This window comes from Eisenbergiella massiliensis, assembly GCF_003435485.1.
Map to the genome: position 1 here is coordinate 1 of NZ_QVLV01000047.1, position 8,850 is coordinate 8,850.

Below are 8,850 nucleotides of genomic sequence, written 5' to 3' on the forward strand. Positions count from 1 at the left end.
TTTTTCATAGGTTTATGGAGGTCGCTAGTGCAACTTACATGCAAAGTTCAGAAAATAAATTCATCCTTCAGTTTTTTATGCTTCAGCCATTCTTTTCCAACTCTAATCAGTTCCTGCAGATTCTCCTGTCCTTCCACCTTTTCTTTGCCCTCCAGCAAAATGCAGGAAAAATATTTTCCAAGCGTCTCAGCATCCAACTCATGCAGATTACACAAATGAAAACTTAATGCCAGTAGACAATTCGAAAGATAGTACCAGTTCTTTTTATGCACAAGGACATGAATTTTCTCCATATCCCGTATCAATTTATCATCCCACCTAAGCAACTCCGGGCACATCTGCTCTAGCTCCTCATATGAAAAAATACCTGTATTATTTCCAGATAATGCAAGCTTATTAAACAAATTCTCCAATACATCTTCAGATACCGTGCAGCTATCTGAAATATATTTTACCACAGCGGATGATGCTTCTGTAATATCCAGCGGCAATTCACCATTCCAGCCAATAAATCCTACTAAGAATTCCAGGGCTTCTTCCTCCCACATATAGGAAGTCCAATATTCATTATCTGCAAGTTCTTCAGCAATCATAATGTCTTTTATTTGAACCGGAATTTCCCTTAATTGAAACCATTCATCCAAATCATCAACTTCTAATGGCAGAACTCCATCCAAATACTCATTCTCAAAGTCCTCTTTGATATCTGATAATATCCATTTGGACTGTTCCTTTGAATTTTCCTCATAAGTTTCTTCTTTATACTCATCCTTATTCTCTTCTGTCAACCAATATCTATACTTTTCAATCTTAACCTGAAAAGTTTGTGGTATTTTCAATTTAAAGTGAATATAGGCTTCTTCACATTCCATCAGCCAATCATCAAAAATCTCTGCATCATTTTTTACTGCAGCTAAACATATTTCCGCATCATATAACTTTTCCAGGTATGCCGAAACTTTATCACTATTTGATATTATGTATTTATCCCACTCACCGCTGTAATACGTTTCAAATGCTCCGCCATGCAATTCCATACGGTTTCTCATCAGGCCATCCATATAAACATTGAGTAACCACCTCGTATCCGTACAGATTTCCATTTCTATCATATGCACAGCCGTCTCTGAAAAAATCTCCAAATCTTCACTATGAACAGCTTCCGGAAATTGATCTATCAGATGAACAAATGCATAAAAAGTCTTCTTAAAATAGTTTTTCAGGTTCGAACATTTTCTTCTGTCATACAGTAAAAATAATTGCTGCAGCCGACCAAATTTTTGTTCCCGTCCTTTGTGTTCAGTCCTAAACGTATGTAAAAAACGACTTATCTCTCTATTATTTTGCAGAAGATTTTTATATCTGTCATAGAAAACAATTGAATCAGAATCCACAAGGAGTATCGCTTTGGACATTCCCCTCTGATACCAGGCCCCCTTATCTTCCACTTCCGCCATAATTTGTAAAAATTCTATGCATTGAGAAAAATAGGAACAGCTATCCAACAAAAAATCGCAATATTTTTCTTGATTTTCCCTAATCTTTTCCTGAATATAATCCTTCGCCGATGGATTCTGAAAAGTTATTACATACAATGCACTGTTTTCCTCATTGTATGAATCTGTCCGAATCACCGTCTTTTCCAGTTCAATAATTACTTCAGGAAATCCTTTCCATTCTAAAGATTTATCATTCTCCTTAAGAATCGTATAATAACATTTTTCTAATACTTTCAGTTCAACAGGCAGTGGCATTATTGCCATGAGCAGGTATATTGCCTTCGCCTCCTGAGACAATTCTTCGAATATCCTCTCCCAAAAATCCATTGGACAATCCAGATGCTGTAAAAATTCTTCTTTGCATCTGTCCGGTAACATAGCAGGGTTTATTGTCTCAAGGAACATTTCGATTACCCGTGGATTATAATTTGATGAATATATTACTTCATAACCAATACCGCTAAGTACGTTTACCTGCTCCCAGGTCAGGGATGTATACTTTAGGTGTCCATAATAAATTCGCAGTTTATCTTCCCTGGAATACTGATCTATACGACAATTCAACTTAAGAGTCTCTGCCAATTTTCTAAATTCTTCATTTTTCTTAAGTCCCTGCTCCAAAATATACTCTCTTGTTGTTATAAGCAAAATACAATCTTTTCTCTTTTGAATATGCTCAATAAAAGAAACAAGAGCTCTGGTCTTTTTCCCATTTCCAATAGTATTAAAATCAGTATCTCCCCAAAAATCATCAAAAACAATCACCTTTTTCGCATCAATATGTTCTGAAACATATAAATCGTCCACGGATCTTGCATAAATAAATGAATGAAATCCAAATTTAGCATAATAATACAATGCCAGTTGATTTGCAAGTGTAGTCTTTCCAACCCCTGGGTCTCCGGATATTATGAGAGTACGGCTATATTCCAGCTTCTTTTTCGCTTCTTCATACACTTCTGTCTCCACAAAAATTTGCGCCTTTTCAATAGCCTCCTCCAGTTTACTCTTAGATATATCTATCAATGGACTATGTACCACCTCATAGAGCGTTTTTTTAAGAGTCTTTGTATTCTGAATCCAAAGCTTAAAGTATTTTTCTTCCACAGAGTGATATTTTTCACTCATATTACTTAAATAATTATTTAAATCCGGTCCTGTTATAATGTCAGAAGTATCTAAAATATATGGGGAAAAAAGTTTCATAATCTGTGACTTTTTAATCACTCCGAGAGCATCTGAAAACACCAGAATATAACGGAAAATTCTAATCCCCATTCCAGAAAGCTTATCAAGCTTTTTCCTCTCTTTTTTTGCAATATCAAGAATCTTCCCACTCGTATTTCTAATGCTTTTGGCCTGGAAAATAATTACACTGCCATCCTTCAAAACATATCTTCCATCGATTCCCAGATCTGTCCCTCTCGCAAAAGATTCAAAAGTAATTCCCTCTCGTATTTGTACCATATCCCGGGCAAAATCCTGAAATTCCAATGAATCAAATAAAGTGTAAAAATCATAATCTGCCATATTTTATCTCCTGTGCATTATAGCATCTTAATTCCATCCATTTATATAAAATATCGTACAGACACTTTATACTATAATTTTCTGTCTGGCCACAAATAAAAAAGTGTTTCTGTGCAATAAATTTATTATCCCAAAAGTCTCACATCATCCGCTATCCTTTCTTCCACTTCGCACCATTTTCTTAGTAAAAGCTTATTGAAATCTTCCTTTTCCCTAACGGCCAACAAATCACTTTTAGTAATGCATAAAACATATTCACCTTTAAGTGCCAACTGTAATATTTCATCTTTTGCTTCACTGGTAACTCCTTGTTTGCTAAACAGTAACGTTGCAGTAGTTCCTTTCATATACATAATTTGTCCAATACTGCGAATAACACTGACATCCGCCTTACTGCTCCAATTTTTACATTCCACCAGAATTAAAGCACCAAGCTTCCATAATTCTTCTTTTACAGAAACATTGACACAACATAAATCGATCTCCTGCCTGTCAACACGCAGGCGTCTGCCGTTTATTTTTAACCCCTCAATCCGCTCTAACATATAGGCCGCCGTCTCTTCCCAAATCATCCCTTTTTGATAGGCAGTCCCCGCCTCCGATGCATCCAACAAACCTCTGAAATCCGACAGTTCAAAAGTTTTTGTATGATTCATCTCACGAATTTCTTTTGGATAATTCCGTTCTAATAAAGTATATATATTGTTCAGATAAACAAACCTGTTTTCTACTGTCTTGAACCAGTCACTCGAAACATGCGGAGTGTCCTTATAGGATTTGAGTATCCTTGTGGGACACTCCGCATTATTTTTGCTCAAAATCCTATACGGCGATCCGCTCCGGGGAGTAGCTGACGGCTACTCCCTTTCTCGTCCCCATCGTAATCTCCGCAGCCGGAATTTTCCGGCGGTCAGGGACGGAAAAAGCGCCAATGCAGTTATAATAGATGGTGATGTGCTGGGTAGTAACGCCGTCCTGCTTCTCCGCGTGGTATACGTCGATGTGGTCGATCAGCTCCGCCACCATGCGCTGGGTGATCTCCGTGGCGTTGGTATAGCGCCGGACCGTTTCAAGAAACGTGTCAATGTCCATCCGCTTGCCCTCGCTCTTTTTCAGCTCCAGCCGCAGGGCCTTGATCCTCTTGGCGTTCTCCCCCTGCTCCTGCTCATACCGCTGGGACATTTTCGCAAACCGGGCGTCACTGATCTTCTGGCTCACGTTGTCCTCGTAAAGCCTTTCAAAAAGCCCGTCCAACTCCTTGTCCCGCGCCAGCAGCCCATCCAGCTCCCGCTGCTTCCTGGCCCGCTCATTTTCCGTCACCTTTGCGGAACGGCCCATCATCGTCTTGATAAAGTCGTCCTCGTACTCATTTGCGAAGCTGGCCAGCCGGTTCACCTCGTACAACACCACCCGCTCCAGAAATTCCAGCCGGATATAATGGGTCTTGGAGCACTTGCGCAGGCCGGAATTGTGATTTTGGCAACTGAAAAACTTAATGTCGTGGTTGCCTTGGTTGAAGTGGAAATTGAGGTTTCCGCCGCACTCTGGGCATTTCAGATAGCCGGAAAACACGCTGGGCGCCTGGGTGACAGTGGGCCGCCTCCGGCGGGTCCCCTTTTTCATGCTCTGCACCTTTTCCCAGGTGGGCCGGTCAATGATGGCCTCGTGGACGTTGAGGAAGATCGCCCGGTTCTCCTCCGGGTTCTCGATCCGCTTCTTCACCTTGTAGGACTTGGAGTAGGATTTGAAGTTAATTACATCACCGCAATACTCCTGCAAGGTGAGGATTTTCTTAATGGTGGTATGTCCCCATTTGGTGGGCTCCACGGTGCTCTTTGACCCGCCCCGGCTTGTCCCCTTGCTCCGCCAGTAGTAGGTGGGATTGAACACCCCGTCTTTCTCCAGCGCGGCGGCAGTCTCGGCCAGCCCGTAGCCGTCCAGGGCCATTTGATAAATGCGCCGCACGATTTCAGCAGCTTCGGGATCGATCACCCAAAAGCGGGGATCGTCCGGGTTCTTGATGTACCCATAGGGCGGCGGGGACAGCGGCACCCCGGAATTGCCTTTCATCTTGTTCACGATCCGGCGCTTCTTGGATATATCGCGGGCGTAGTATTCGTTCATGATATTTTTGAACGGGGTAAACTCATTTTCGCCCTCGTCGCTGTCCACTCCATCGGAAACGGCCACCAGCCGCACATCATGGGCCGGGAAAAATTCTTCCGTCAGGCGGCCCACCTCTATGTAGTTCCGGCCCAGCCGGGAAAGGTCCTTGACGAACACCGCCGAAATATATCCGTTCTCTATGGCCTGGATCATCTTCTGGAAGCCGGGCCGGTTCATGGTTGTGCCCGTGATCCCATCGTCCACAAAAAACAAGGTGTCCGTATAGCCTTTTTCTTTTGCGGCCTTTTGGAGAATTTTTTTCTGATTCTGGATGCTGTTGGATTCGGTGTCCATGTTATCGTCACGGCTCAAACGGCAGTACAGGGCGGCCGTTCCAAACTCGTTTTTCTTGCTTGACAGCTTCATAATTTCCTCCTTTCCAGCCGCCAAACAAGAGGTTTTATCCTACCTATATTATACCTCATTTGGCCGCCCATGTTAAGGATGTCACGGAAATTGTCAGGCCGGGTCCAGCTCGGCCAGCATCAGCTTCAAGAGAATATCCCCCATTGTCTCGCCCTCCTCCTTGTAGATGGGCGTGACAACAAACTTTATTTTATCTATCTGATAGGTGTACTCCTCTTTTGTGGCGGTATCGGCCATAGCGCCCTCCTCTCCAGAATGATGTTGATTGCCTCTCGTTTCCGCTGTCTTGTGGGGAAACGCAGAAAGGCAGCACCCGGAAGTGCTGCCTTTCAACCTTGCTCCACGTCTGGACACGGTGTCCAGAGGCCAGCAGGGTTTTCCATTTCGATCCACGAACGGGGCCGCCGCGCCGGGGGAAGTTTGGGCTGCCGCAAGACAGACAGGCCCCAGGTGGGCGGTCCCCTTGATTTTGTTGTACGCTGTATTTGCCACGCACCCCCAGCGCGGGGAGTATTCCAGGCCGCCGGTGGCTCCGGCTGTCATAGCTCCACAGCACCGCCGCCCCCGTGGGGAGGGCTGGCGCGTACCGCAGGGCTCCCCCGCAAGTCCGTGGGAGGGCGTGAGCAAGTTTCATTATCCCCCGCGCTGTCGTCGCGCCCGGCCTGCCGCAGCCGGGTCAAAGGTTCGCGTTGATCGCTCGGTCCGCTCCTTGTTCACCTCCTTGGAGCTCCCATCCTGGCGGCGCGCCTTTTGTCGCTATTCACACGGGTTTTGTGCCTGGAATACTGTGTATTCAGTTGTCGGTGGGAGGCTTGTCCCTCCTCACCTATCAGGCGGATTTTCTGCGTTTTCGGATGTACCTCAACGAGAAAAATCAAAATATTTTTTCAACCCCCGTAGGCCCTTGTTGATCGTTTCCCGGACGTTGCGCTCCTCCACGTTCTCCGCCCTGGCAATCTGGCCCACGCTCCGCCCCAGGATGAAGCGGGCGTAGACGCGCCGGGCCTGGACGGGCGGGAGACGATCAAGGGCAGCATAGAGGGCGGCTTGGTCCTCGGCCTGCTCCATGATCTCCTCCGGGGTCATCGGGGGATAGGTCACGTCGGCCTCAAAACCGGGAGTTCCGTCCAGGGAGCACTCGCCATGCTCCCGCTTGCGGCGCTTATAGCTGTCGCACAGGCGGCCACCTATGGAGAGGGTCACGGCGATCTCGTCCGACACCTCCATAGTGATACGCTCCGTCAGGTGGGGATAGTAGCTATTCAATTTGATGGTCGTCATAAGTAACCTCCATTTCGATACGGGGCGGAAAGGGACAGATCGAAATGGAGGGTCAGGCGGAGAACGGCAGCCGGGGCTCCGAACATCTGGACACCGTGTCCAGAAACGACAGGAAACGACAACGCCCGCACAGCCTTGTACTGTGCGGGCGCATGAAGTGACATAGTTCTTTATATACTTACATATTTCGTGTATATAGCCGGAGTAGCCCGGCGGAGGGTCTATGCTTTTTTTAGCAAATTATGTATAGCAGAAACGAGAAAAGACACGGCGCTACCTCCTAAACGGTCACCGTATCTTTCAAATGGAAAGAGCCGATAACCGCATTTTTAATTTGCGTGTTATCGGCTCTGCGTCTATGCGTCTGGCTCTTTTGATATTTATTTGGATATTAAGCTACTCAAGCAAACAACAGATAGGTTTCCTTTTTTTACATCTACTAAAGTCTCCTGCTTGCATTTCGGACAATACAGCGGGAAATTGACAAGCTCTGTGTCTGGACGCACTTTAAGTCGGGTTTTATTTCCACATACGGGGCATAGAAGCCATATCATCTGACCCATCAAAGGCTTTCCTCCTTGCAATTTTTTTGAATTAGCTTTTTTTGCTCCCACTTTCTACTTTTGAAATAGAGCAAGCCCACAATAGCAGGCAGGACTGGCGAGAGTGCCTGTCCATAAAAAATGCCGGGAAATCCCATACAAAGGGTAAAAGCTAAAAACCAGCTCACTGGCAGACGAATGATAACTGCATCCAATAAAGCGTTAATCATGGCAACATTTGCCGCACCTACTCCAATGGCAAAGGAATCCAGCGTATACATAGCCGCATAAATCAAACTATTGATACCGCAACAAATACGCAGATAATAAACACCATCGTTTACTACTTCCGGGCTGGTACTGCCGAACAGTAAAATTAATGGTTCCGCAAAAAGTTGTACGCCAATTACAACAACGAGCGTAACAGCAATATTCATCACTAAACTAATTTTTACCACCTTTCGGGCACGTTCAATTTGTCCTGCACCCATGCACTGACCGGTCATCGCCGTTACTGCCTGTCCAATAGCCCAGCAGGGCATACCAGCAAAGGTATTGATTTGCAAGCCTACGCCAGATGCGGCGGAAACAGAAGTACCAAATTGATTGAGCATACCTGTTACCAGCAGATAGGCCGTGTTGACTACTACCATCTGAATTGCTGTGGGTAGACCGACTTTTATGATGGCGGTCAGCTTATCCCATTGAAGTGTAAATTTTCCGTGTTCCGCCGCAGAGAAAAACACCTTGCGTCGTTTTAGATAGAACAAAGAAATCACAAAGGAAATTCCCTGTGCCGTGATTGTCGCGTAAGCGGCTCCTGCTGTCCCCATTTCAAAGGGGCCTACCAATATAATATCTAAGATGACATTGATGATGGTGGCAATCCCAACAAAGCAGAGGGGGGATTTTGAATCCCCCAGTCCCTTGAGTACGGAGCAAACAGCATTATATCCAAACACAAAGGCCGTCCCACAACAAATAGTTTTCATATAGTTGCAGGCGTCTTGATACGCATCTGCAGGAACATTTAGTGCCTGAAACAGAGGACGGTAAATTGTCAGGCTCACAACAGTCACAAAGAAAGAAGATACCAGCGAAAGTAACGCCAACATTTGAAAAGACTCTGCTTGCCCCTTTGCATCGTCTGCCCCTTTGTATTGAGCAATCAATACAGCTCCACCCATTGTCATACCAATACAAATTGAGTTAATGATATAACACAATTTAGAAGCGTTGTTAATCGCCGCAAGGCCCACATCTCCTACAATCTGGCCGATCACAAGCATATCTACCACATTGTAGAAAGATTGCAGTATATTCGCCAGAAGTAACGGGAGCGCGAAAACGGCCAGCTTTCTTGGCACACTCCCGGTCAATAAGTTATGTTTTTCTATCATATCCATTCCTCCAAATCGAGTAGGAGAAAATTTCTCTGATTAGAGAAATTTTCGACCTCTCACACC

At 45.0% G+C, this 8,850-nt stretch carries 7 protein-coding genes; all 7 read right to left on the reverse strand.

All coding sequences use genetic code 11. From position 1 onward, the window contains the following. Positions 1-47: 47 nt before the first annotated feature. Entirely contained in the window at positions 48-3,029 is a 2,982-nt protein-coding gene (locus tag DXC51_RS29115) for an nSTAND3 domain-containing NTPase (protein WP_117546079.1), read from the reverse strand. Between the two features lie 125 nt (positions 3,030-3,154). Beyond that, positions 3,155-3,685 (reverse strand): restriction endonuclease, encoded by a 531-nt coding sequence (locus DXC51_RS29120; RefSeq protein ID WP_117546082.1) that lies wholly within the window; start codon positions 3,683-3,685, stop codon positions 3,155-3,157. Between the two features lie 166 nt (positions 3,686-3,851). Continuing rightward, a complete protein-coding gene (locus DXC51_RS29125) occupies positions 3,852-5,561 on the reverse strand; it encodes a recombinase family protein (protein WP_117546084.1) in 1,710 nt (569 codons plus the stop codon). A 93-nt stretch (positions 5,562-5,654) separates the two neighbouring features. Further along, positions 5,655-6,053 (reverse strand): hypothetical protein, encoded by a 399-nt coding sequence (locus DXC51_RS29130; protein ID WP_147332422.1) that lies wholly within the window; start codon positions 6,051-6,053, stop codon positions 5,655-5,657. A gap of 369 nt (positions 6,054-6,422) precedes the next feature. Then, complete coding sequence (locus DXC51_RS29135) at positions 6,423-6,842, reverse strand: RNA polymerase sigma factor (RefSeq protein WP_117546088.1); 420 nt, start codon at positions 6,840-6,842, stop codon at positions 6,423-6,425. 380 nt (positions 6,843-7,222) lie between these two features. Then, positions 7,223-7,405: a cysteine-rich KTR domain-containing protein gene (locus tag DXC51_RS29140; RefSeq protein WP_117546090.1), complete on the reverse strand. Its 183-nt coding sequence runs from the start codon at positions 7,403-7,405 to the stop codon at positions 7,223-7,225. After that, a complete protein-coding gene (locus tag DXC51_RS29145; protein WP_117546092.1) occupies positions 7,405-8,784 on the reverse strand; it encodes an MATE family efflux transporter in 1,380 nt (459 codons plus the stop codon). The genes DXC51_RS29140 and DXC51_RS29145 overlap by 1 nt, the downstream gene beginning before the upstream one ends. Positions 8,785-8,850 lie beyond the last annotated feature (66 nt).